Raw genomic sequence first — 23,152 nt, forward strand, 5'->3', positions numbered from 1 at the left:
TGGCGTCCCCTAGGGGACTCGAACCCCTGTTACCGCCGTGAAAGGGCGGTGTCCTAGGCCACTAGACGAAGGGGACACACTACAACTTCACTGCATGCCGCGTTTCGCTGTGTGCTTTACGCTGCAAGTGGCGCGCATTCTATGGATGCCTCGACAAGCCGTCAACCCCTTTGTGGAAATTTATTTAAATCAACGACTTCCGCCCCTGTACATAGGTCGCGCATGATGCGCCCGGGGATTGGCGTTGCTTTTCTGACGCCAGCCCGGCAAGCTCGCATCAAAGTGCCAGCACTGTAGATTTTCGACCTTGCGCCGACACCCATGGGTATGACCTGTCCGCCAGGCTGCACTGTTCGCCCCCTGGCGAACTCACTACACTCAATGATGCAAAACTTCTTCATGAGGCGTTAACGGTGACACCACTTCTGATCACCCTGCTCATCGTGGCGGGTATCGCGTTGCTGATCGTGATCGGCTACCTCAACAATGTCGTGGAAAACGCCAAGCTCGAGCGCGCGCGCCTTAAAGTCGAGCTGACCGAACGCTTGCGCCGCTGCGGTGAGATCACCGAAACCTTCCCCGGCCAACTGATGACCCCGGCACTCAAGCTGCTGCTGACCCGCCTGGAGCTCAACCTCAATCAGCGCCTGCTGGCGCTGGACAAGCACAACGGCGACTTCAAGGCGCGCATCACCGAACTCGAAGGATTGATTGCCAAGGGCGACAAGTTGCCGGTCAACAACCCGCCGAGCCCGATTCAGACCGAGGTCAAAGCCAAGGACGTGCGCTTCCTGCTTGAGTCGCTGCACAACCAGATCGTGCGCGCTACCCAGGAAAACTTCCTGCAGTCCAACGAAGGCAAGTACTGGGTCAGGGAAATTCGCCACATCCTGGTACTACTGCACATCGAGTTCTTCAATAACCTCGGCCAGCAGGCGTTGCAGCAGAATCAACCAGGCCATGCGCGGCTGGCGTTCGAACGCGGCGTGCAGTACCTGCGCAAACAACCGGAACCGAAACAATATGAAGAGCAGCTGACCTACCTGGAAAAACTGCTCGCTCGTGCCAACGCGCAAGTACTGGACCAGATGGAGCCGGCCGAAAATGACCAGAACGCGCTGACCCAGGGCCTGAAAACCGATGAAGACGAGACGTGGAAAAAGCGGGTGATCTACGACTGATCCACAACCGTTGAATACAAGAAGGGCCGCAAAAAGCGGCCCTTCTTGTTTTTCAGCAGTCGCTCAACGCCAGGAAGATCGACGCCAGGCGTTCAAGCCCGCACTGATCGGCCTCACTGAAACGCGCAAGGCTCGGACTGTCCAGGTCGAGCACGCCAATCAGCCTGCCCTCTTTTACCAGCGGGATCACCAGCTCGCTGTTGGACGCGCTGTCACAGGCGATGTGACCTGGGAATGCATGCACATCTTCCACCCGCTGGGTCTGCCGCGTGGCTGCGGCCGCGCCGCACACACCCTTGCCGAATGCGATGCGCACGCACGCCACCTGCCCCTGAAATGGCCCGAGCACCAGTTCTTCGTTGCGGTTGAGGTAGAAACCCGCCCAGTTCAGGTCTTCCACCTGGTGGTAGAGAAATGCCGAGAACTGTGCGGCGTTGGCGATGAAGTCACGTTCGTCGGCGAACAACGCCTGTACTTGCGCAGCCAGCAGGTCATAGCCATCGAGGCCTTTGCCGCTGGCGTTGAGGTCGATCATTGGTTCTGCTCCAGCAATTGCAGTCCGACCCAGTAGCGGGCGAACTGGTAGGCACAACGGCCATTACGGTTGCCGCGGCCGGTGGCCCAGCGCGCAGCGAGGATGTCGAGTTCTTCGGTGCGCTGCCAGGCCAGCCCGGCCGGTCGCGCCAGTTGGCCGATCCAGTGCTCGACCACGTTGAGGAAATGCTCCTGGGTGAACGGGTAGAACGACAACCACAAGCCAAACCGGTCAGACAAGGCGATCTTGTCTTCCACCGCTTCGTTGGGGTGCAGCTCGCCATCGACCATCTTCCAGTTTTCGTTGTCGCTCTGCTTCTCGGGCACCAGGTGACGGCGGTTCGAGGTGGCATAGAGCAGGACGTTGTCCGGCGCCTGCTCGAGCGAACCATCGAGCACACTCTTGAGCACGCGGTAGTCGCCCTCTCCCGCCTCGAACGAGAGGTCGTCGCAGAACAGGATGAAGCGTTGCTCGAGCTTTTGCAGTTGCTCGACCACCCGCGGCAAGTCGGCCAGATGATCGCGCTCGATCTCGATCAGGCGCAGGCCCTGGCTGGCATGTTCGGCCAGCAGCGCACGCACCAGCGACGACTTGCCGGTGCCCCGCGAGCCCCACAGCAGAGCGTGGTTGGCGGGCATGCCATTGATGAACTGATGGGTGTTGCGGCCCAGTTGCTCACGTTGCTGATCGACGCCGATCAGGTCCGAGAGTCGGATGTCCAGGCTGACTTCCAACGGCATGAGGTAGCCACTGCGACCATCACGCTGCCAGCGCGCAGCGAGGGTCGACGACCAGTCGATCTGCGGTCGGGGCGCCGGCAGCAGCGGTTCGAGGCGGGTCAGTATGGATTCGGCGTGTTCCAGGAATGCAATGAGGCGGGTGTCCATGAAGGTTTCCTTAATCAAGACCGGTTCAGGAGCCGGAGCGCCGCCATCGCGCGACAAGACTGCCCCTACAGAGCCAACAGAGGTTGTGGGAGCAGGCTCGTCCCGCGATGGCCGCACACCGGCCCATTGATTGGATCGCTCGAAACAACAGACAGACCCGCCAGCAGCCGGGGCTGATCGGCTATGCTTGCGCAGCGCAAGGGGCGTTGAACCGGCTCGGGAACCATGGATATCAAGTTCACCAATCGCCTGTCATACAAGCAAGCCCGGTTGACAGTCCTAGTCGGCTTCATCCTGGGAACATTGCTCAGTCTCATCCAGATCGGCATCGATTATGCCAGCGAAGACGCGTCCATCAACCGCGAAGTGCAGGCATTGCTGCAAATAAGCCACGACCCAGCCTCGCGCATCGCCTACAACATCGACGCCGAGCTGGCTCAGGAGCTCACCGGCGGGCTGCTGCAATCGCCAGCGATCATCCGTGCGCGCCTGATCGACAACAACGATACGGTGCTGGCCGACGTCCATCGCCCGCGCCAGGAAGACAGCTACCGGCCGCTCAGCGACTTCCTGTTCGGCGAGCAACGCCAGTTCAAGGACCGCCTGTTCCTCGCCCACATGCCCGACGATTACCTCGGCACCCTGTACCTGGATGTCGACACCTACGCCTTCGGCAGCCGCTTTCTCGACCGCGCCGGCATCACCCTGCTCAACGGCTTCGCCCGCAGCCTGGTGCTGACCGGTATTCTCCTGGGGCTGTTCTACATCATGCTGACCAAACCGCTGGTCACTGTCATCGGCGCCCTGAGCGGCAGCGATCCACGCCAACCCGGACAGACGCGCCTGGACTACCCCACCGGTCATGAGCACGATGAGATCGGGGTACTGGTGAAAGTCGCCAACCAGCAGTTCGTCAGCATGGCCACCGAAATCCAGCAGCGGCGCAACGCCGAAAACCGCCTCACCCAATACCTCAACGAGCTGGAAGACATCGTCTCGGCCCGTACCGAAGAACTCAAGGCCAGCAACAACCGGCTGAGCCAGTCCAACCAGGAACTGGAAGAGGCCCGCCGCCGCGCCCTGGACATGGCCCAGGCGCGCGCCGCCTTCCTGGCCAACATGAGCCACGAGATCCGCACACCGCTCAACGGGATGCTCGGCATGATCGCCCTGGCCCTGGACAGCGGGCTGACCGCCGAGCAACGCCAGCAGCTGTCGATCGCCCACGACTCGGGCAAGGTGCTGGTCGAGCTGCTCAACGATATCCTCGATCTGTCCAAGTTCGATGCCGGGCAACTGGAGCTCGAACGCATTCCTTTCGACATGGGGGCAATGGTCGAGGACACCGCCAATCTGCTGTCGCAGAACGCCGCGCCCAGTGTCGAGCTGACCTGCCTGATCGCTCCGGACTTTCCCAGCAGCGTGCTCGGCGACCCCACACGGGTGCGCCAGATCGTCAGCAACCTGCTGTCCAATGCGCTCAAGTTCACCCGTTTCGGGCGCGTCGACGTTCGCCTTTCGAGCATCGTCGGCGGCGTACGCCTTGAAGTGTGCGACACCGGGATCGGAATCCCCGAGGAAGCCCAGGTGCGCATCTTCCAGCCCTTCACCCAGGCTGGCGCTGGCATCACCCGCCAGTACGGCGGCACCGGCTTGGGCCTGGCGCTCACCCACAACCTGTGCAAGGCCATGCACGGGCACCTGCATATTCACTCGCAAACCGGCTTCGGCAGCCGCTTCAGCGCCGACCTGCCCCTGCCCACCCACACCGAAGCGGTCTCGCCTGCGCCGCTGAAGGGTCAGGTGGTGGCACTGAGCAATGCCTCAAGCGGCCTGGCTGAACTACTGCACGGCCTTTTGCCAAGCTGGGGGTTGGATTATCAGCGACGCGACGATACCAGTGGACTCGACGGCATGGCCATCGACCTGCTCATCACCGACGATGCCGAGCACCTGTTCGAACTGCGCCCCGGCCTCAGCGCACCGATCCTGCTGGTCACGGCCTATGGCAACTTCCTGCCCGGCGAGCAAACCGCGCAATTGGCCCCTTTGCACCAGCAGGCACGCCCTCTGGCGCGCAATGCCCTGTACCAGATGCTGCGTCGCACCCTGCAAGGCGAGAATGCCACCCCCGCACCCACCGAGGCCGGCCGCCTGCTGGAGCGGCGCGCGCAGATCCTTCTGGTGGAAGACAACCCGGTAAACCAGTTGGTAGCCAAGGGCATGCTCGGCAAGCTCGGCTGCCAGGTACAGGTTGCCGCCCATGGTGCCGAAGCGCTGGAGATACTCGAGCGCGAAGGCTTCGACATGGTACTGATGGACTGCAACATGCCGGTGATGAATGGCTACGAGGCCAGCCGACGCATCCGCCAGAGCGGGCGCTGGCCCGACCTGCCAATCGTCGCCCTGACCGCCAACGCCATGCCCGAAGAGCGCGAACGCTGTCGCGCTGCGGGCATGGACGACTACCTGGCCAAGCCGTTCCGCCGCGAAGAGCTACTCGCCCTGATCGACCACTGGGTGCCGGTCAGCGGCTGAGCAGACGCTCGATATCGGCTTCCAGCGCCTGCGGCTTGGTGGTCGGTGCATAGCGCGTGACCTGGCCGCTGGACGGATCGACAAGGAACTTGGTGAAGTTCCACTTGATCTTCTGCGTCCCCAGCAGGCCGGGCGCACGCTTCTTCAGCTCGGCGAACAGCGGGTGGGCGCCAGGGCCGTTCACCTCGATCTTGCGAAACAGCGGGAAGCTCACGCCGAAGTTGAGCTCACAGAACTGCGCGATTTCCGACGCATCGCCCGGCTCCTGCTTGCCGAACTGGTTACACGGAAAGCCCAGTACGACAAGGCCCTGGGCGGCATGGTCCTGCCACAGCTTCTCAAGCCCCTTGTACTGCGGCGTGAAACCGCACTGGCTGGCGGTGTTGACCACCAGCAGCGCCTTGCCGGCGAAGTCGCCCAGGGTTTTCTGCTCGCCCTTGAGGGTGACGCAGGGAATGTCCAGCAACGCATCGGCCATGTCGAATCTCCGTTCAGTCGTGCGGTTTGAAATCCAGGCAAACCGAATTGATGCAGTAGCGCAGCCCCGTCGGTGGCGGGCCGTCCGGGAACACGTGACCCAGGTGCGCGTCGCACTGGGCGCAGGTGACTTCGGTGCGGATCATGCCGTGGGACGTGTCGCGGATCTCGATCATCGCACTCTCCTCGATCGGCGCGTAGAAGCTCGGCCAGCCGCAACCGGAGTCGAACTTGGTCTGCGAATCGAACAGCGGCAGATCACAACAGATGCAGTGATAGACACCGGCACGCTTTTCACTGTTGTATTTGCCCGTGAACGGTCGCTCGGTCCCCTTCAGGCGGCATACCTGGTATTGGGCGGGATCGAGCATCTCACGCCATTCTTCAAGTGTTTTGTCGATCTTTTGCATGGATGGACCTCGGCAGGCTGAATTTCACCCTGCGCCGTCTTTTCCCTGGCGCGGGTGGCACGTATATTAGTTGGCTTGTGCGCAGACGATCAGTCTGGCACCCGCGCCCCGTCCTTTTCAAACCTTTTGACGACCGCGCCCCGCGACTTATCCATTCGGGATCACATCATGCAGTTCAGCAAATCGAACAAGCTCGCCAATGTCTGCTACGACATTCGCGGTCCGGTGCTCAAGCACGCCAAGCGTCTGGAAGAGGAAGGCCAGCGCATCCTCAAGCTGAACATCGGCAACCCGGCGCCCTTTGGTTTCGAAGCGCCGGACGAAATCCTCCAGGACGTGATCCGCAATCTGCCGACCGCCCAGGGCTACAGCGACTCCAAAGGGCTGTTCAGCGCGCGCAAGGCGGTGATGCAGTACTGCCAGCAGAAGCAGATCGAAGGCGTCGGCATCGAGGACATCTACCTGGGCAACGGCGTCTCCGAACTGATCGTGATGTCGATGCAGGCGCTGCTCAACAACGGTGACGAGGTGCTGATCCCGGCCCCCGACTACCCATTGTGGACCGCAGCAGTGAGCCTGGCTGGCGGCAAGCCCGTGCACTACCTGTGCGACGAGCAGGCCGACTGGTTCCCGGATCTTGACGACATCAAGGCCAAGATCACTCCGAACACCAAGGCCCTGGTGATCATCAACCCGAACAACCCGACCGGCGCGGTGTACTCCAGGGAGCTGCTGCTCGGCATGCTGGAGCTGGCCCGCCAGCACAACCTGGTGGTGTTCTCCGACGAGATCTACGACAAGATCCTCTACGACGAAGCCGTACACATCAGCACCGCCTCGCTCGCTCCGGATGTGCTGTGCCTGACCTTCAACGGCCTGTCCAAGTCCTACCGGGTCGCAGGTTTCCGCTCCGGCTGGCTGATCATTTCCGGGCCCAAGCACCACGCGCAGAGCTACATCGAAGGCATCGACATGCTGGCCAACATGCGCCTGTGTGCCAACGTGCCCGCACAGCACGCCATCCAGACCGCGCTGGGCGGCTACCAGAGCATCAACGACCTGGTATTGCCGCCGGGCCGCCTGCTCGAACAGCGCAACCGCACCTACGAGTTGCTCAACGCCATCCCCGGCGTCAGCTGTGTCAAGCCAATGGGTGCCCTGTACGCGTTCCCGAAAATCGACCCGAAGGTCTGCCCGATCCACAACGACGAGAAGTTCGTCCTCGACCTGCTGCTGTCGGAGAAACTGCTGATCGTCCAGGGCACGGCGTTCAACTGGCCGTGGCCGGATCACTTCCGCGTGGTCACCCTGCCGCGGGTGGATGACCTGGAGCAAGCCATCGGCCGTATCGGCAACTTCCTGCGCACCTACTCGCAGTAAGCGATCAAGGCCTTGTCGTGCCAACCAGCCATGTTGGCACGACGCCCTCCGCCCCACGGATGAATTCTTACATCCTGCAACGGTCTATCCCCCGGCGATCCGCCGCATCTCTGTCATACTTCGCGATACACAGTTTGAAATAGTCGGCCAGTTGAATCGCCTCGGCCGCCACCTTATATACCCCGCAGTAGAGCGACATTTTCATCCGTCAGGAGAACGTAACAACCATGATGCGCATTCTGTTGTTTGTAGCCACCAACCTTGCGGTGGTGCTGGTTGCAAGCATTACCCTCAGCCTGTTCGGTTTCAACGGGTTCATGGCCGCCAACGGCGTCGACCTGGACCTGAGCCGCCTGCTGGTCTTCTGCGCCGTGTTCGGGTTTGCTGGCTCGCTGGTTTCGCTGTTCATCTCCAAGTGGATGGCGAAGATGACCACCGGCACCCAGATCATCACCCAGCCGCGCACCCACCACGAACAGTGGCTGCTGCAGACGGTCGAGGAGCTGTCCCGCGAGGCGGGTATCAAGATGCCGGAAGTGGGCGTGTTCCCCGCCTACGAGGCGAACGCCTTCGCCACTGGCTGGAACCGCAACGACGCACTGGTCGCCGTTTCGCAGGGCCTGCTCGAACGCTTCTCGCGGGACGAGGTACGCGCGGTACTGGCCCACGAGATCGGCCACGTCGCCAATGGCGACATGGTCACCCTGGCACTGGTCCAGGGCGTGGTGAACACCTTCGTGATGTTCTTCGCGCGTATCATCGGCAACTTCGTCGACAAGGTGATCTTCAAGAACGAAGAAGGCCAGGGCATCGCTTATTACGTCGCGACCATCGTCGCCGAACTGATCCTGGGCATCCTGGCCAGCATCATCGTCATGTGGTTCTCGCGTCGCCGCGAATACCGCGCCGACGAAGCCGGTGCCCGCCTGGCAGGTACTGGCGCGATGATTGCCGCACTGCAGCGCCTGCGTTCGGAACAAGGTATGCCAGTGCACATGCCCGATACGATGAAGGCCTTCGGCATCAACGGCGGCCTCAAGCAGGGCCTCGCCGGCCTGCTGATGAGCCACCCGCCGCTGGAAGACCGTATCGATGCACTGCGTCGTCGCGGCTGATTCAACGCGGTAAATGGAAAGGGCGACTCAGGTCGCCCTTTTCTTTGCACGTCTTCTGGCCAGAAGGCCGATCAACGCTGCAACCGATACACCCGTTCCACCAGGCTGCCGACTCCCGCTTTCTGGAATTTAGGGCTGTCCTCGATAATGTCCGGCGCCTGCAACTCGGCCACTTCTTGCCATCCAGCAAGCCCGCGCCGGACTTCGTCATCCGGCACCGAGAACGGCGGCCCGTCCAGACGCGACTGATCGTAATCCAAGGTGACCATCAGCCCCTGGCAAGCCGTCGGCAGGTAGTCAGACAGCAACGCAAAGTAACGGGTACGCAGAGCCTGCGGCAATGCAATCACCGCAGCGCGATCATAGAGCCCCGCGCACTGTGCCAGATCCTCCGCCTGCAAGGCGAAGAAGTCACCACACCACAACTCCACCAGGCCGCTGCGCCAGACCTCGAAGGCCCCATGCTGTGACACCTCGGGCTCGAGTTTGTGCTCCAGGAAGAAATCCGCCACCGCACGTTGCGACAATTCCACCCCCAGCACGCGATACCCCTGCCCCGCCAACCAGATGACATCCAGGCTCTTGCCGCACAAAGGCACCAGCACCTGGCTGCCGGATTCCAGCTTTGGCCAGTGCGCCTGCAGGTACGGGTTCACCTGCGACTGGTGAAAGCCGATCTGATTGTCCGCCCACCGCTTGTGCCAGAACGCTGGCTCCATGATTCCTCCGAATACTTCGATAGATAACTTGCAAAACTTATATTGGATATCGATCTGTAACTGATCGAAGATGGCGGCATCTTAACCGCTCAGGACCCTGCCATGCTGCCTAGCCTGTTCATTTCCCATGGCTCCCCCATGCTTGCCCTGCAACCCGGCGCCAGCGGCCCCGCACTGGCCAGCCTGGCGGCAGGCCTGCCACGGCCGAAGGCGATCGTGGTGGTGTCCGCGCACTGGGAAAGCCAGGAACTGCAGGTGATGAGTGGCGCGCAGCCACAGACCTGGCACGACTTCGGCGGCTTCCCCGCTGCGCTGTATGCCGTGCAGTATCCAGCACCTGGCGCCCCCGAACTGGCGCGCGAGGTAGCAGGCTTGCTCAGTGACGCCGGCCTGTCCGCCCAGCTCGATGCACAACGCCCCTTCGACCACGGCACCTGGGTGCCACTGTCGCTCATGTACCCGGATGCTGGCATCCCGGTAATCCAGGTGTCGCTGCCCAGCCGCCAGGGCCCAGCCCTGCAGCTGCAGGTTGGCAAGGCACTGGCCGGATTGCGCGCCCAAGGGATACTGCTGGTCGGTTCCGGCAGCATCACCCACAACCTGGGCGAACTGGACTGGCACGCCGGCCCAGACGCCATCGAGCCCTGGGCACGGGCGTTCCGCGACTGGGTGGTCGAGCAATTGAAGGCAGAGGATACGGCCGCCCTGGAAGACTATCGACAGCAGGCTCCCTACGCGGTGCGCAACCACCCGAGTGATGAGCATCTCCTGCCATTGTTCTTTGCCATGGGTGCAGGCGACAGGTTCGGGATCGTCCACCAGGGCTTCACGATGGGAGCACTGGGAATGGATATCTACAGGTTCGACTGACTCCACAGACCTCAATTGACAGGCAAAAAAAATCCCCGGCAAGGCCGGGGATTTTTCATTGCAGCAGGACTTAGTCCTCGCGATAGCGGCGCAGCTTCAGTTGCTTGCCGGCCACGCGGGTATCCTTGAGCTTGGACAGCAGACGCTCCAGGCCTTCTTCCGGCAGCTCGACCAGGCTGAAGCTGTCGCGCACCTGGATGCGACCGATAGCATCACGGGCCAGGCCGCCTTCATTGAGGATCGCACCCAACAGGTTCTTGGCGGCGATACCATCACGGGCACCCAGGGCAGTACGGCAACGCACGCGGCCTTCGGCCAGCGGCATCGGCGCACGACGCTCGCGATCACCGCGCTCGCTGCGCTCACCACGGTCACTGCGCTCGCCGGTACGCTCACGCGGCGTGTAGGTCGGCACCAGCGGTTGCTCGCGCTCGACAGCAGCCAGGTCAAGCGACTGGCCATTGGTGGCCTTGCGCAGCAACGCAGCAGACAGCGCACGGGCCGAGCAGCCCAGATCGGCGGTCAGGCGGTCGAACAGCTCGCCATGGGTGGCCTCAGCTTCGGCAACCAGCGGCGCGAGGCTTGCGGTCAGCTTCTTGATGCGCGCATCCAGCACGGCCTGTGGGCCAGGCAGACGAGCTTCGGCAACCTTCTGCCCGGTGACGCGCTCGATTACCTGCAGCATGCGGCGCTCACGCGGCGTCACCAGCAGCAGTGCGCGACCATCGCGACCGGCACGACCGGTACGGCCGATACGGTGCACGTAGGATTCCGGATCGTATGGCATGTCCACGTTGAACACGTGGGTGATGCGCGGTACGTCCAGGCCACGGGCGGCGACGTCGGTAGCGACGACGATGTCCAGGCGACCATCCTTGAGCGAGTCGATGACACGCTCACGCTGGTTCTGGGCAATATCGCCGTTCAGCGCGGCAGCCTTGTAGCCCTTGGCTTCCAGCGCGGCGGCCAGGTCCAGGGTGGCTTGCTTGGTGCGCACGAAGGCGATCAGCGCGTCGAACTCCTCGACCTCCAGCAGACGCAGCACGGCCGGGATCTTCTGGTCGGCGTGGACCATCAGGTGAGCCTGCTCGATCGCGGTGACGGTCTGGGTCTTGCTCTGGATCTTGACGTGCTTGGGCTCGCGCAGGTGGCGCTCGGCGATCGAACGGATCGACGACGGCAGGGTTGCGGAGAACAGCACGGTCTGGCGGGTGGCAGGGATGGCGTCGAAGATCACTTCGAGGTCGTCCATGAAGCCCAGCTTGAGCATTTCGTCGGCTTCGTCGAGCACCAGGTACTGAACGGTGGAGAGCACTTTCTCGTCACGGCGCAGGTGGTCGCACAGACGGCCCGGGGTGGCGACGACGATCTGCGCACCGTTACGGATGGCACGCAGTTGTGGGCCCATCGGGGCACCACCGTACACAGCCACCACGTTAACGCCCGGCATCTGCTTGGCATAGGTTTCGAAAGCGGTGGCTACTTGCAGCGCCAACTCACGGGTTGGCGCCAGGATCAGGGCTTGCGGTTCGCGCTTGCTCACGTCGATCTTGTTGAGGATCGGCAGGGCGAAGGCAGCGGTCTTGCCGGTGCCAGTCTGCGCCTGGCCGATCATGTCATGACCGGCGAGGATGATCGGGATCGACTGTTGCTGGATGGCCGACGGCTCTTCATAGCCGGTGGCCAGAACGGCGGCAACGATGTTCGGATGAAGATCGAGAGCGGCGAATCCGCCGGTTTCCTGGGTCATGGGTCTGCCTCTATGTGCATCCGCAAAGACCCATGCTCCAAAACTGCACATGCCTTGAAAGACCCGAAAGTCACCCAGGCAGCTTTGGCGGCGGGGATTTGCGAAAACGATTGAAAAAGAATTACGTGGGAAAGGTCCGCCTAGCGGACGTGCAGCCGAAGCTGGACTCGGAGGGTTTGCACCACCTGATTTTGAGGTCCGCTAAAAGACCGGCGCGTACTATATACGAATTCGCCCTGTACCGTGAGATTTTTTTCTGGGGTGCTGCATGGTATCAGGCCATCATCGAGCAGCTTGCTGAATCGTTTCCTTTTTTTGCTCCGCGGCACACTTTTGTGGGAGCGGGCTTGCCCGCGAATGAAGGCATCACCAACGCCGGATCAGCTCGCCGGTCGAACTTCCTTGATCAGATACTCCAGTGAATACCCCAACTGCGCCGCCAGCGCAGCGGCGCGGGCGCGCAGCCCGTCCAGATCCAGTGCCTGCTCCAGATCCGCCGGCACCAGCAGGATCACGTTGCCCTCTTTCACCGGCAGCTCCCAGTAATGCCGGTGATACAACCCACGCAACAATGCCGCGCCCAGCGGCCGGCCATCGTCGCCGGCCCACTGGTTGATCACCAGCCACCCCCCCGGATTGAGCTGCTGCTGGCACCGCTCCAGAAAGCCCCAGGCCAGGTGCCCGACACCCGGGCCATGATCGGTATAGAGGTCGACGAAGATCAGGTCGGCCTGCTCAGCCGTGGGCAGCAGTTCGAGAGCGTCGCCAATGCGCACGTACAAGCGCGGATCATCATCCAGCCCCATGTATTGCATGGCCAGGCGCGGCACGTCCGGGCGCAGCTCGATGGCCTCGACATCCTCCAGCGGCAGGAACTTCAAGCAGGCCTGGGTCAGGGTACCGGCCCCAAGCCCCAGGAACAGCGCGCTCTCTGGCTGCGGATGGCACAGCGCACCGACCAGCATCGCGCGGGTGTAGTCGTATTCCAGCCAACTGGGGTCGGCGGTGAAGGTACAGCTCTGCTCGATGGCGTCGCCGAACTCAAGGAAGCGATAATCCTCGACCTCGTACACACTGATGACCCCGTAGGCATCTTCCACCCGGGCCAGCAGCCGCTCTTCCCGCTCCGTCGCCATCGCTTGCCACCTGCCCACACAAAAAACCGGCATTGTCCGCCAATGCCTGCGGTGCAACAAGCACGCCGCCAACTGATACCATGACAGGTACGCCTGAACCGACCACATCGAGCCCGTGATGAACCGACCCTGGACCCCTGACAGCTGGCGCGCCCTGCCGATCCAGCAACAACCGACCTACCCCGACGCCGCTCACCTGCTCAAGGTCGAGCAGACCCTGGCCAGCTACCCGCCGCTGGTATTTGCCGGGGAAGCCCGCGAGTTGCGCCGCCAGTTCGCCGAGGTCACCCAGGGCCGCGCCTTCCTGCTCCAGGGCGGCGACTGTGCCGAAAGCTTCGCCGAATTCTCCGCCGCGAAAATCCGCGACACCTTCAAGGTGCTGCTGCAGATGGCCATCGTCATGACCTTCGCCGCTGGCTGCCCGGTGGTGAAGGTCGGGCGCATGGCCGGGCAGTTCGCCAAGCCGCGCTCGGCCAACGACGAAACCATCGGCCAGGTCACCCTGCCCGCCTACCGTGGCGACATCGTCAATGGTATCGGCTTCGACGCCGCCAGCCGCGTCCCCGACCCGGAGCGCCTGCTGCAGGCATATCACCAGGCCACCGCCAGCCTCAACCTGCTGCGTGCGTTCGCCCAAGGCGGCTTCGCCGACCTGCACCAGGTGCACAAATGGAACCTGGACTTCATCGCCAACTCGGCACTGGCCGACAAGTACCATCAGCTTGCCGATCGCATCGACGAGACCCTCGCCTTCATGCGCGCCTGCGGTCTGGACAGCGCCCCGCAACTGCGTGAAACCAGCTTCTTCACGGCCCACGAGGCGCTGCTGCTCAACTATGAGGAAGCCTTCGTACGCCGCGACAGCCTGACTGGGGACTACTACGACTGTTCGGCGCACATGCTGTGGATCGGCGACCGCACCCGTCAGCTTGATGGTGCCCACGTGGAGTTCCTGCGGGGCGTGCACAACCCGATCGGGGTCAAGGTCGGCCCGAGCATGAACACTGAGGATCTGATCCGCCTGATCGACGTGCTCAACCCGGACAACGACCCCGGCCGCCTGAACCTGATCGTGCGCATGGGAGCGAACAAGGTCGGCGATCACCTGCCGGGGCTGATCCGCGCCGTCGAGCGCGAGGGGCGCCAGGTGTTGTGGAGTTCCGACCCGATGCACGGCAACACCATCAAGGCCAGCAGCGGCTACAAGACCCGCGATTTCGCGCAGATCCTCGACGAAGTACGGCAGTTCTTCCAGGTACACCAGGCCGAAGGCAGCCACGCCGGGGGTATCCACATCGAGATGACCGGGCAGAATGTCACCGAATGCATCGGCGGCGCCCGGCCGATCACCGAAGATGGCCTGTCGGACCGCTATCACACCCATTGCGACCCACGGATGAACGCCGATCAATCACTGGAACTGGCATTCCTGATCGCCGAAACCCTCAAGCAGGTGCGTCGCTGAGGGCCTGACGCAACGGCCCTGCCGACTCGCGCGCGCAATCCAGACGCACCCGTTCCAGGCCCAGCCAGCCCGCCAGCCGCTCCAGGCTGCGGGCCAGGGCCTGGAAGCCCTCTTCATCCAGCCCCTGAACTTCCTCATGCACGGCATGCACCGCCAGCTCGCCGCGTGCCCGTTCCGCACGCAGGTCCAGGCGCGCGGCGATACGACCGTCGTGCAGGAACGGCAGCACGTAGTAGCCATACACCCGCTTGTGCGCCGGGGTGTAGATCTCCAGGCGGTAGCGAAAGTCGAACAGCCGCTCGGTACGGGCGCGCTCCCAGACCAGCGAGTCGAACGGCGAAAGCAAGGCGCTGGCCTCCACACGCCGCGGAATACGAGGCGTGCCGGCGCAGTAGGCCGGCTGCTTCCAGCCCTGCACCGTGCACTGCTGCAAGCGACCGTCAGCGAGCAACTCGCCCAGGGCGGCCCGCGCCTGCGCGGGACTGAGCCTGAAATAGTCGCGCAGGTCTTGCTCGGTTGCCACGCCCAACGCCGTGGCGGCTTGCAGCAGCAACCCCTGCTGGGCCTCGCTGTCACGGAGTTCGGGCTGATCGAGGATCGCCGCTGGCAGCACCCGCTCCGGCAGATCGTACAGACGCTCGAACCCGCGGCGCCCGGCGACGGTGACCTGTCCGGCCGCAAACAGCCACTCCAGGGCATGCTTCTCCTCGCTCCAGTCCCACCATGGGCCGGCGCGCTCTTGTCGGGTCGACAGGCTTCCGGCGCCCAGGGCGCCCTGGTCGCGCACCGCAGCCAGCACGCGGGCAATGACATCCTGACGCTCACGCCCGAACTGCGCCAACTGCCGGTAGATACCCTCGCCCTGCTGCGCTCGCGCCATGCGCCAACGCATCAGCGGATAGAGCGACAAGGGCAGCAAGGACGCCTCATGCCCCCAATATTCGAACAACTGGCGCTGACGCCCACGGCCCCAGGCCAACTGGTCGAGCAACTCGGCCGGGTAGTCGCCCAGGCGCGAGAACAGCGGCAGGTAGTGCGAGCGCACCAACGCATTGACCGAGTCGATCTGCACCACGCCCAAGCGCTGCAGCATGCGCTTGAGAGCAGCCGGCGTCGGTGCCTGGGGCTTGCCGAAGCCCTGCGCGGACAGGGCCAGGCGTCGGGCCTGCTTGAGGGAAAGGCTGAAGGTCACGGTACGGGCTCCACGGCAAGTCGGGTCACAGTGTAGCGCCAAGGCAGTCTTTACCCAGCCTTTACCCTGCACTGACCGCCCTTGACCTTGATCTCCCTAGACTGGGCTCATCCGGTAACCACCGGCCTCAGAAAGGAGAAACACCATGCGCAAGACCCTTATCGCTCTGATGTTCGCCGCAGCCCTGCCGACCGTAGCCATGGCCATGCCAGACGGCGGCCCACGCGGTGACGGCCCGCATCACCGCGGTGATGCGCCTTTCGCGCAGCTCGACCTGACCCGCGACCAGCGCCAGCAGATCGGCAAGTTGATGGGCGAGCAGATGAAGCAGCGCCGCGACGTCACCGAACGCTACCTGGCCAAGCTGCCGGCAGCGGACCAGAAAGCCATGCAGGACGAGATCAAGGCCGGTCACGACAAGACCCAGAGCCAGATCCGTGCCCTGCTCAAACCAGAGCAACAGAAGCAGTTCGACGAACTGCAGAGCAAACGCGCCGCAGACAAGGCTGAATGGCAGCAGTTCCAGGCCTGGAAAGCTGAAAAAGCCGCCAAGGCCCAGTAAGCTGTCCGACCGATGCCCGGCTCGCATTTATGCGGGCCGGGCCTTTCTCGTGTGTGGGAGGTACTCGTCTTGCGTTCATTGTTCTGGCGCATCCTGGCCAGTTTCTGGCTGGCCATCGCCCTGGTTGCGGGCCTGTCGATCCTGCTCGGCCACATGCTCAACCAGGACGCCTGGATTCTCAGCCGCCACCCAGGCCTGAACACCTTGGCCAGCCGCTGGGTAAAGCACTACGAACAGGAAGGGCTGGAGGCATCGCAGCGCTTTCTGGAACGCCGCAAGCAGCGCTACAAGATCGACGTCCAGGTGCTCGACGACAGCGGCGACGCCGTGGTGCCCGGCACCTTCCCGCGTCGCGCCGAAGACTTCGAGCGACGCCAGCACAACGACGAGCGGCGCCTGCCCTGGCGCCGCCTCACCGAGGAATACACCAGCCCGACCACGGGCGAAACCTACCTGCTGATCTACCGTATCCCGCACCCGGAGCTGATGGCCTGGCACCGTGAAAGCCTGATCTGGCCGCTCAGCGCCCTGGGAATCGCCTTGGTGGTGCTGACCCTGTTCAGCTTGCTGGTGACCCTCTCGATCACCCGCCCTCTCAGCCGCCTGCGCGGTGCGGTGCACGACCTGGGCCAGACCAGCTACCAGCAGAACAGCCTGGCGCGGCTGGCGGTGCGCCGCGACGAGTTCGGCGTACTGGCCAACGATTTCAACAAGATGGGCGCCCGCCTGCAAAGCCTGATCGGCAGCCAGCGCCAGCTACTGCGCGATGTGTCCCACGAGCTGCGCTCGCCGCTGGCACGCCTGCGCATCGCCCTGGCCCTGGCCGAACGCGCCGAGCCCGAACAGCGCCAGGCCCTCTGGCCACGCCTGACCCGCGAGTGCGACCGGCTGGAAGACCTGATCAGCGAAATCCTGGTGCTGGCCCGGGTCGATGCCGAGCAGGCGCATGCCGAGCCTGTCGACCTCAACGCACTGCTCGGCAGCGTGCGCAAGGATGCCCAGCTCAGCGTGCCGGAACAGGAAGTACGCCTGGAGGCCGAGCCCGGGCTGACCCTGCAGGGCTGGCCGACCCTGCTGGAGCGTGCGGTAGACAACCTGGTGCGCAATGCGCTGCGCTTCAGCCCAGCGGGGCAGCCGATCGAGATCCGCGCCAGACGCGAGCAGGAACACCTGCTGCTGAGCGTGCGCGACCACGGGCCGGGGGTGGCGCCAGAACATCTTGCACAGTTGGGCGAGCCGTTCTTCCGCGCGCCGGGACAGGACGCGCCGGGCCACGGACTTGGCCTGGCGATCGCCCGGCGCGCGGCCGAGCGACATGGCGGGACGCTGGTGCTGGAGAATCACCCGCTGGGGGGCTTTGTCGCGCGGCTGGAACTGCCGGTGGCCCAGGCAACTGCCTGAGCGTGCAAGCCCACGCGGTCACTCGCCCCAGGCGCTGACGAACTCGGCGGTCTCCAGCACCGGCGGGGTGCGCGGTTCATTGACCGGCGTGCCCAGGTACAGGTATCCGATCAGCTCTTCGTTCTCCGCCAGCCCCAGCCCCTTGTTCACATGGGCATCGAAGGCCATGTCGCCAGTGCGCCACACCGCGCCGATCCCCTGAGCATGGGCGGCGATGAGGATGCCATGGGCCGCACAACCGGCAGCCAGACGCTGCTCCGACTTCGGCACCTTGAAGTGATCCTGCAGACGGGCAATGACCACGATCAGCAAGGGCGCGCGCAGCGGCATGGCCCGGGCCTTGTCCAGTGCCGCCTGGCTGGCGTCCCCCTTGGCCTGTACAGCTTCGGCGAACAGCTCGCCAAGCTTTTCGCGCCCCTGCCCTTCGATGGTCAGAAAACGCCACGGGCGCAGCTGACCGTGGTCCGGTGCACGCAGCGCGGCCTGGAACAAACCCTCGCGCTGGGCGGCATTGGGCGCCGGATCGGTCAGGCGTGGTACGGAAACACGGTTGAGCAATGCGTCGAGAGCCTCCATCGGCTACCCTCCTGACAGAAGAAATGTGGCGCCATTCTAAAGGACCTCGCGCACATGTGGAGCCGACTTGTCCGCGATCGCGATCAAAAGTCCGCAACCCGCACCGCCGGGCACACGTTTACATCCCGCAACCCACAGGTAGAATGGCGCCCTTTCCGTTTCGAGTCAGGGCAGATCACATGGCGTTGCCGACCTTAAGGATCATTGGTTTCATCATCGGCATCTTCCTGATCACCCTGGCGGTGAGCATGGTCGTGCCCATGGCGACCCTGCTGATCTTCGAACGCACCGGCGACATGCCGTCATTCCTCTGGTCGAGCCTGATCACCTTCATTGCAGGCCTGGCCATGGTCCTGCAAGGCCGCCCCGAGCACGTGCACCTGCGCCCACGCGACATGTACCTGCTGACCGTCAGCAGTTGGCTCGTGGTCTGTGTGTTCGCCGCCCTGCCCTTCCTGCTGACCCAGCACATCAGCTACACCGACGCCTTCTTCGAAAGCATGTCCGGTATCACCGCCACCGGCTCGACGGTGCTCAGCGGGCTGGACAACATGTCGCCCGGCATCCTCATGTGGCGCTCGATGCTGCACTGGCTCGGCGGCATCGGCTTCATCGGCATGGCGGTGGCGATCCTGCCATTGCTGCGCATCGGCGGCATGCGCCTGTTCCAGACCGAGTCCTCGGACCGTTCGGAGAAGGTCATGCCGCGCTCGCACATGGTTGCCAAGTACATCGTCGCGGTGTACGTAGGCATCACCGTACTCGGCAGCCTGGCCTTCTGGTGGGCGGGGATGAGCCCCTTCGATGCGATCAACCACGCCATGTCGGCGATTTCCACCGGCGGTTTCTCCACCTCCGACCTGTCGCTGGCCAAATGGGACATTCCTGCGGTGCACTGGGTCGCCGTGGTGGTGATGATCCTGGGCAGCGTGCCCTTCACCCTTTATGTGGCCACCCTGCGCGGCAATCGCCGGGCGCTGATCCGCGACCAGCAGGTGCAGGGGCTGCTCGGGTTGCTGGTGGCCACCTGGATCGTGCTCGGCACCTGGTACTGGGCCACCACCGATTTGCACTGGCTCGACGCCTTCCGCCACGTGGCACTGAACGTCACCTCGGTGGTCACAACCACCGGTTTCGCCCTGGGCGACTACAGCCTGTGGGGCAACTTCTCGCTGATGCTGTTCTTCTACCTGGGCTTCATCGGCGGCTGCTCCGGCTCGACCGCCGGTGGCATCAAGATTTTCCGCTTTCAGGTCGCCTACATCCTGCTCAAGGCCAGCCTCAACCAGCTGATCCACCCGCGCGCAGTGATCAAGCAGAAATACAATGGTCACCGCCTCGACGAAGAAATCGTGCGCTCGATCCTGACCTTCTCGTTCTTCTTCGCCGTGACCATCTGCGTCATCGCCCTGTTGCTGTCGCTACTGGGCGTGGACTGGATGACAGCCCTGACCGGCGCAGCCAGTACCGTTTCCGGCGTGGGGCCAGGCCTGGGCGAGGTGATCGGCCCGGCTGGCAACTTCGCCAGCCTGCCGGATGCCGCCAAGTGGATTCTCGCCGGCGGCATGCTGCTCGGCCGCCTGGAGATCATCACGGTGCTGGTGTTGTGCATGCCTGCGTTCTGGCGTCACTGACCACTGACGCCTCCAGGCGCGCGCGGTACTCGCTGGGAGTGACGTCGAACCAGCGGCGGAAGGCCCGGTAGAAATTGCTCGGATCGGCAAAACCCAGCAGATAGGCGGTTTCCAGCAGGGTCATGCCCGGCTGTGCCAGGTATTGCTCGGCCAGTTCGCGCCGCGTGTCGTCGAGCAGGGTCTGGAAGCTGGTGCCTTCCTCCTGCAGACGCCGCTGCAGCGTGCGCTGGGACAGGTGCAAGGCCTGGGCCACGGTTTCGCGCTTGGGTTCGCCCTGGGGCAGGATGCGGCACAGGGTCTGGCGCACTCGATGGGTGACCCGACTTTCCGAGAAACGCGCCAGGTATTCGCCCGCGAAACGGTCATGAAGAATGGCCATCGCTTCGTTGGCAGTGGGCAGCGGCGCCTCCATGTCGGCCCGTTCGAGCACCAGCGCATCGTGCGGAGCCCCAAACACCAGCGGTGCCCGGAAAGCGACCCGATAAGGCTCGACATTCCTCGGTTGCGGCCCCTGGATCAGCACCCGGCGCGGCTGCACCGGGCGTCCGCTGAGCCAGCTGCACAGCGACAGCGCACAGGCCAGCGAGGCTTCCGAGCTGTGCCGGGTCGGAGGCAGGTGATCACCATGAACGGTGAGAATCAGCGAATAGCCCTCAGGCCCGAGACGGAAGCTCAGGTCGGAGCTTTCGGCGATGATCCGCTGGTAACGCACCAGGCGCTCGAAACCTTCGGCCAGCGTACGGCTGGACATCAGCGCATAGCCAACCACATGAAAGGACGCGGGCCTCACCACGCGTGCCATGTTCAGGCCAATGGCCTCGTTGCCCGACAATTCCACCGCCAGCTGCCAGAGACGGGTCATGGCGTCCTGCGGGAAGCGTGCATCCGGATCGTCTAAGGCGGCGAAATCCAGCCCGAGCTGCTTGAACATGGCACGGCAGTCGAGCCCTTCCAGCTCGAGCGCCTTGACGATCCCTGATGCCCAGCTGGCTGACGTGGTTCTTTCACTCATGACAGATTTCTTGTGCTGACCGCTCCAGCGGTGAATCAAAAGGATAGTCAATTGGCGCCAATTGTCACTGGTAGCCGCTCCCAGTGACTCTAGACTCGAAACAGGCTCCACGCCGTGTATCCTGAACAAAAACGCACCTGCGGGAACACAGCCCATGAACAGCACAGCGCAGTTTCGCAGTTTTGCCGAGTTCTACCCCTACTACCTTGGCGAACACGCCAACCCTACTTGCCGACGCCTGCACTTCGTCGGCACCAGCCTGGTCATCGCCCTGCTGGCCTACACCATTGGCAGCGGCAACTGGCTGCTATTGCTGGCCATACCGTTCGCCGGGTACGGCTTCGCCTGGGTCGGGCACTTCTTTTTCGAGAAGAACCGACCGGCAACTTTCACGTATCCGCTGTATAGCCTGATTGGTGATTTCGCGATGTTCCGCGACATCCTGAGAGGCAAGATCAGCCTTTGAGAGGCCTGCGGCCTTATCGAACTAAGCTGGCTCGCGCAACGCCGCGACGCGCTCGATTTCCCGTGCCTGGGCATCGGCCAGACGATACAGCTCGATGTGGCCATCCCAGTGCTCGATCAACGCCGTGCACGATTCGACCCAGTCACCGCAGTTGAGGTATTCGACCTCGCCCACCTTGCGAATCTCGGCGTGGTGAATATGCCCACACACCACACCCTGGAACCCCCGGCGCGTGCATTCATGGGCGATCGCATCCTCGAAGTCGCTGATGAAGTTCACCGCCCCCTTGACCTTGTGCTTGAGGTAAGCCGACAGCGACCAGTAGCCATACCCGTAGCGGGCACGCCAATGATTGAGCCAGCGATTGAGCACCAGGGTGAACTCATAAGCCCGGTCGCCCAGAAACGCCAACCAGCGGTGGTAGCGGGTGATCACGTCGAACTGGTCGCCATGCACCACCAGCAAGCGACGACCATCGGCGGTGAGGTGCTCGGCCTCGTCGACCAGCTGGATATTGCCCAGGACCAGCTTCGAATAACGGCGCAGGAACTCGTCGTGGTTTCCGGTGACGTAGATCACCTCGGTACCGCGCTTGCTCATGGTCAACAAGCGACGGATCACGTTGGTATGGGCTTGCGGCCAATAGATGCCGCTACGCAGCTTCCAGCCGTCGATGATGTCGCCGACCAGGTAGACGCGGTCGGCCTGGTAGCCCTTGAGGAACTGCGACAGGTGTTCGGCCTGGCAATCCCGGGTGCCCAGGTGCACATCGGAGATCCACAGGGTGCGCACCCGCTGCTTGCGTGACGGACGGACAAGTTCGGCATGTGTCATGGGGCGGCCTCCGGCGCTGTTTGCAGGAGACTGGCAGGTGCGGATGACAGATTGGTGGCAGTGATGTGACGAGTGATCGTCCCGGACGGAGCGCCGGCCTTTTCGCGGGCAATTCCCACGGTGATACACTGCACCTCTGTTCCAAGGATGCTCCCATGGTCGGTCCGATCCTTTCCCTGCGCCACTACCGCGACGAGTTGCTCGCCCACAGCCACGAACACCCGCAACTGGTGTTCGGCCTGCGTGGGCAACTGGATTTCGAAGTACAGGGCCGGGGCGTGCGCATCGACCGCCAGGGGCTCATCGTGGTCCCCGCCGGCTTTCACCACACCTGTGCCAGCGACGCGGGCAGCCACTGCCTGGTGCTGGATATTCCAGGCGAACACTGGCTGCGCGAACAGATGGGCGGCCACGCCGAGGCCAGCCATCGCCTGCTCGAGCGCTCGGCGGCGCTACTGCTCGACGGCCGCCAGCAGCAACTGGTGGACTGGCTCGCGGCGAGCCCGGTGAATGACCCGCTGATCAGCCGCCAAGGCGCACTCCTGCTGCTGGCCAGCCTGAACACCGCTGCCGCCCCCACCACCGCCAGCAAACGCCTGCCCTACGCCGCCTTCGATGCACATATCGAGCGTCATGCCGCACACCCGCTGCAGGTCGCCGACCTGGCACGACTGGCCGGTTTGTCAGGTGCCCGCCTGCACGCACGCTTCGTCGAGGAATGCGGCATGACGCCGATGGACTACATCCGCCAGCGGCGTTTGCTCAAGGCACGGCAACTGATCGTTCGCACTTCGCTGCCGATGGGCGAAATCGCCGCACAGGTGGGTTACAGCTCGCAGAGTGCATTTTCGGCGGCGATACTGCGGGCATTCGGCCTTACGCCGCTGGCGCTGCGACGAGAGTCTGGCGACAACTGACGCCAGGATCGCGACAGAATCTGTTCTCCCCGAGCTCTACACTGTGCCTGTATCGGCCTGTGGCTGCGGGTTTACCCGCGCAAGTGCCAGCAACG

The 23,152-nt window shown here is 63.5% G+C and carries 22 protein-coding genes and 1 tRNA gene; 11 read left to right on the forward strand and 12 right to left on the reverse strand.

What is annotated here, in order from left to right; genetic code table 11:
- Positions 1-76: transfer RNA gene (locus AC2CGW_RS24400), tRNA-Glu, on the reverse strand.
- A gap of 337 nt (positions 77-413) precedes the next feature.
- Here AC2CGW_RS24400 and AC2CGW_RS24405 point away from each other — a divergent pair.
- Positions 414-1,181 carry a hypothetical protein gene (locus AC2CGW_RS24405; RefSeq protein ID WP_186666825.1) on the forward strand — a complete coding sequence of 256 codons (768 nt, stop codon included), beginning with the start codon at positions 414-416 and terminating at the stop codon, positions 1,179-1,181.
- Positions 1,182-1,233: 52 nt separating this feature from the next.
- Here AC2CGW_RS24405 and AC2CGW_RS24410 read toward each other — a convergent pair whose 3' ends face one another.
- Together AC2CGW_RS24410 and AC2CGW_RS24415 are read right to left on the reverse strand one after the other, a co-directional pair.
- A complete protein-coding gene (locus AC2CGW_RS24410; protein WP_186666826.1) occupies positions 1,234-1,716 on the reverse strand; it encodes a GAF domain-containing protein in 483 nt (160 codons plus the stop codon).
- Complete coding sequence (locus tag AC2CGW_RS24415) at positions 1,713-2,603, reverse strand: ATP-binding protein (RefSeq protein ID WP_484574736.1); 891 nt, start codon at positions 2,601-2,603, stop codon at positions 1,713-1,715. Before AC2CGW_RS24415 ends, AC2CGW_RS24410 begins: the two co-directional genes overlap by 4 nt.
- Before the next feature lie 225 nt (positions 2,604-2,828).
- Here AC2CGW_RS24415 and AC2CGW_RS24420 point away from each other — a divergent pair, with 225 nt between their 5' ends.
- Positions 2,829-5,141 carry a hybrid sensor histidine kinase/response regulator gene (locus AC2CGW_RS24420; RefSeq protein ID WP_484574737.1) on the forward strand — a complete coding sequence of 771 codons (2,313 nt, stop codon included), beginning with the start codon at positions 2,829-2,831 and terminating at the stop codon, positions 5,139-5,141.
- Here AC2CGW_RS24420 and AC2CGW_RS24425 read toward each other — a convergent pair.
- Complete coding sequence (locus AC2CGW_RS24425; protein ID WP_186666829.1) at positions 5,131-5,619, reverse strand: glutathione peroxidase; 489 nt, start codon at positions 5,617-5,619, stop codon at positions 5,131-5,133. The two genes, AC2CGW_RS24420 and AC2CGW_RS24425, sit on opposite strands and share 11 nt — an antisense overlap.
- Before the next feature lie 13 nt (positions 5,620-5,632).
- On the reverse strand, positions 5,633-6,028 hold the full coding sequence (gene msrB / locus AC2CGW_RS24430) for a peptide-methionine (R)-S-oxide reductase MsrB (RefSeq protein ID WP_186666830.1): 396 nt from the start codon (positions 6,026-6,028) through the stop codon (positions 5,633-5,635).
- A gap of 168 nt (positions 6,029-6,196) precedes the next feature.
- On the opposite strand from msrB, the gene AC2CGW_RS24435 reads away from it, so the two are divergent.
- A complete protein-coding gene (locus tag AC2CGW_RS24435; protein ID WP_186666831.1) occupies positions 6,197-7,408 on the forward strand; it encodes a pyridoxal phosphate-dependent aminotransferase in 1,212 nt (403 codons plus the stop codon).
- 227 nt (positions 7,409-7,635) lie between these two features.
- Positions 7,636-8,523: a protease HtpX gene (gene htpX / locus AC2CGW_RS24440; protein ID WP_063543804.1), complete on the forward strand. Its 888-nt coding sequence runs from the start codon at positions 7,636-7,638 to the stop codon at positions 8,521-8,523.
- A 71-nt stretch (positions 8,524-8,594) separates the two neighbouring features.
- On the opposite strand, the gene AC2CGW_RS24445 is transcribed toward htpX, so the two are convergent.
- A complete protein-coding gene (locus AC2CGW_RS24445) occupies positions 8,595-9,242 on the reverse strand; it encodes a thiopurine S-methyltransferase (RefSeq protein ID WP_484574738.1) in 648 nt (215 codons plus the stop codon).
- A gap of 102 nt (positions 9,243-9,344) precedes the next feature.
- Between AC2CGW_RS24445 and AC2CGW_RS24450 the strand changes: the two genes are divergently transcribed.
- Entirely contained in the window at positions 9,345-10,112 is a 768-nt protein-coding gene (locus AC2CGW_RS24450; protein ID WP_186666833.1) for a DODA-type extradiol aromatic ring-opening family dioxygenase, read from the forward strand.
- Positions 10,113-10,182: 70 nt separating this feature from the next.
- Here the strand turns inward: AC2CGW_RS24450 and AC2CGW_RS24455 are convergent, their stop codons facing one another.
- Both AC2CGW_RS24455 and AC2CGW_RS24460 read right to left on the reverse strand, forming a co-directional pair.
- Entirely contained in the window at positions 10,183-11,862 is a 1,680-nt protein-coding gene (locus tag AC2CGW_RS24455; RefSeq protein ID WP_186666834.1) for a DEAD/DEAH box helicase, read from the reverse strand.
- 380 nt (positions 11,863-12,242) lie between these two features.
- Complete coding sequence (locus AC2CGW_RS24460) at positions 12,243-12,998, reverse strand: spermidine synthase (protein WP_186721203.1); 756 nt, start codon at positions 12,996-12,998, stop codon at positions 12,243-12,245.
- A 118-nt stretch (positions 12,999-13,116) separates the two neighbouring features.
- Here AC2CGW_RS24460 and AC2CGW_RS24465 point away from each other — a divergent pair, with 118 nt between their 5' ends.
- Positions 13,117-14,463: a class II 3-deoxy-7-phosphoheptulonate synthase gene (locus tag AC2CGW_RS24465; RefSeq protein WP_054893253.1), complete on the forward strand. Its 1,347-nt coding sequence runs from the start codon at positions 13,117-13,119 to the stop codon at positions 14,461-14,463.
- Here the strand turns inward: AC2CGW_RS24465 and AC2CGW_RS24470 are convergent.
- Complete coding sequence (locus AC2CGW_RS24470; RefSeq protein WP_186666836.1) at positions 14,444-15,655, reverse strand: winged helix-turn-helix domain-containing protein; 1,212 nt, start codon at positions 15,653-15,655, stop codon at positions 14,444-14,446. The genes AC2CGW_RS24465 and AC2CGW_RS24470 overlap by 20 nt on opposite strands.
- Before the next feature lie 145 nt (positions 15,656-15,800).
- On the opposite strand from AC2CGW_RS24470, the gene AC2CGW_RS24475 reads away from it, so the two are divergent.
- Positions 15,801-16,217: a Spy/CpxP family protein refolding chaperone gene (locus AC2CGW_RS24475; protein WP_054893255.1), complete on the forward strand. Its 417-nt coding sequence runs from the start codon at positions 15,801-15,803 to the stop codon at positions 16,215-16,217.
- 12 nt (positions 16,218-16,229) lie between these two features.
- Positions 16,230-17,618 carry a sensor histidine kinase gene (locus AC2CGW_RS24480; RefSeq protein ID WP_484574739.1) on the forward strand — a complete coding sequence of 463 codons (1,389 nt, stop codon included), beginning with the start codon at positions 16,230-16,232 and terminating at the stop codon, positions 17,616-17,618.
- An 18-nt stretch (positions 17,619-17,636) separates the two neighbouring features.
- Here the strand turns inward: AC2CGW_RS24480 and AC2CGW_RS24485 are convergent, their stop codons facing one another.
- On the reverse strand, positions 17,637-18,194 hold the full coding sequence (locus AC2CGW_RS24485) for an NAD(P)H nitroreductase (RefSeq protein WP_186666839.1): 558 nt from the start codon (positions 18,192-18,194) through the stop codon (positions 17,637-17,639).
- A 179-nt stretch (positions 18,195-18,373) separates the two neighbouring features.
- On the opposite strand from AC2CGW_RS24485, the gene AC2CGW_RS24490 reads away from it, so the two are divergent.
- A complete protein-coding gene (locus tag AC2CGW_RS24490; RefSeq protein WP_186666840.1) occupies positions 18,374-19,828 on the forward strand; it encodes a TrkH family potassium uptake protein in 1,455 nt (484 codons plus the stop codon).
- Here the strand turns inward: AC2CGW_RS24490 and AC2CGW_RS24495 are convergent.
- Positions 19,785-20,840, reverse strand: a complete 1,056-nt coding sequence (locus AC2CGW_RS24495) for an AraC family transcriptional regulator (protein ID WP_054893258.1) — start codon at positions 20,838-20,840, stop codon at positions 19,785-19,787. The genes AC2CGW_RS24490 and AC2CGW_RS24495 overlap by 44 nt on opposite strands.
- Before the next feature lie 154 nt (positions 20,841-20,994).
- Between AC2CGW_RS24495 and AC2CGW_RS24500 the strand changes: the two genes are divergently transcribed.
- A complete protein-coding gene (locus AC2CGW_RS24500; RefSeq protein ID WP_054893259.1) occupies positions 20,995-21,306 on the forward strand; it encodes an Mpo1-like protein in 312 nt (103 codons plus the stop codon).
- Positions 21,307-21,327: 21 nt separating this feature from the next.
- On the opposite strand, the gene AC2CGW_RS24505 is transcribed toward AC2CGW_RS24500, so the two are convergent.
- On the reverse strand, positions 21,328-22,140 hold the full coding sequence (locus tag AC2CGW_RS24505) for a UDP-2,3-diacylglucosamine diphosphatase (protein WP_288374591.1): 813 nt from the start codon (positions 22,138-22,140) through the stop codon (positions 21,328-21,330).
- A 155-nt stretch (positions 22,141-22,295) separates the two neighbouring features.
- On the opposite strand from AC2CGW_RS24505, the gene AC2CGW_RS24510 reads away from it, so the two are divergent.
- Positions 22,296-23,057, forward strand: a complete 762-nt coding sequence (locus tag AC2CGW_RS24510) for a helix-turn-helix transcriptional regulator (protein ID WP_484574740.1) — start codon at positions 22,296-22,298, stop codon at positions 23,055-23,057.
- Positions 23,058-23,152: the final 95 nt, after the last annotated feature.

This window comes from Pseudomonas sp. SYWMCR5 (genome assembly GCF_057197165.1).